At 64.9% G+C, this 1,061-nt stretch carries 1 protein-coding gene and 1 pseudogene; both read right to left on the reverse strand.

What is annotated here, in order from left to right:
* Positions 1–573: pseudogene (locus AX685_RS12605) on the reverse strand (cation transporter); the annotation flags it as partial.
* On the reverse strand, positions 570–1,061 hold a 492-nt coding region (locus tag AX685_RS12610), incomplete at its 5' end, for a transporter (RefSeq protein WP_066489206.1). The pseudogene AX685_RS12605 and the gene AX685_RS12610, both read right to left, overlap by 4 nt.

The raw sequence follows: 1,061 nt of genomic DNA on the forward strand, positions 1-1,061 counted from the left end.
CGGCGCGCGCGTCGCGCAGGATTTCGACACCGCCCTTGATGGCGATGATGGCGGTGGCGAAGCCGACCAGCAGGTCCGGCCAATTGGTACCCAACCACAGCACCAGCACGCCGGCGATCAGGATGCCGCCGTTGGAAATGAAGTCGTTGAAGCTGAAGGTGGTTGCGGCCCGGAGATTGACGTCCGGATCCTTGAGGCGCTGGAGCAGCCGCAGGCAGAGGTAATTCACGACGCCGGCGATCGCGGACATGACCATCATGGTAGGTCCGATGGGCTCGCTGCCCTGCACGTAGCGCCGTCCGACATCGATCAAGATGCCGCCCGCGAAGATCAGCAGCATGACGCCCGAAGCGACCGCGGCGCGTGTCTTCCATGTCTGGCCCCGGGTGAGCGCCACAAGGCTCAGCGCATACACAGCCGTATCGGACAGGTTGTCGACGCCGTTGGCGATCAGCGCGCTCGAGTCCGCGAAGAAGCCGGAAACGAAGAAGCCCGCAGCGATCGCCGCGTTCAGCAGCAGATCCACAGTGTGCGGCGCTCCTGCCCGCCATTGTTGTCGTTGCCCGGGATCATCCCATCATCTCCTCAAGTGTCAGCAGGGCCAGGAAGCCGACGAAAAACATCGAGCTGATGAGCGGGGTGTCGGGTTTCTCGTGCGCCTCGACCAGCAACTCCTCCGTGACGAGGTAGAGCAGCGCCATCAGCCCGAAGCTGAGGAAGCCGGCGATCATCACCGGCGACAGCGCGGCGACCGGCACGGCAGCGAGCGCGCCGATCGGCAGCAGCAGGGCCAATGCCGAGACGATCACGATGATGCGCAAGCGCGAGCGATAGGTTTCCGCCAGCTCGTCGGTCAGCGTCAGTCCCAGAAATAACACTTCCAGAGTGAGCGCGATCGTCAGCAGGAGACCTGCCTTCTCGCCCGCCACGAAAGCGAGGCCGAGCACCAGGCCGTCGACCAGAATGTCGATGCCGATCGCGGCGAGTAGCGCCATCAGCCCCTTGAAGCGGGCCTCAAGAGCCTTGAGCCCCAGCATGGTCGCGACGCCCGCCGCCCCGCC

Origin of the sequence: Sphingomonas sp. CCH9-F2 (genome assembly GCF_001556735.1) — a bacterium.
Lineage (GTDB): Bacteria > Pseudomonadota > Alphaproteobacteria > Sphingomonadales > Sphingomonadaceae > Sphingomonas > Sphingomonas ginsenosidimutans.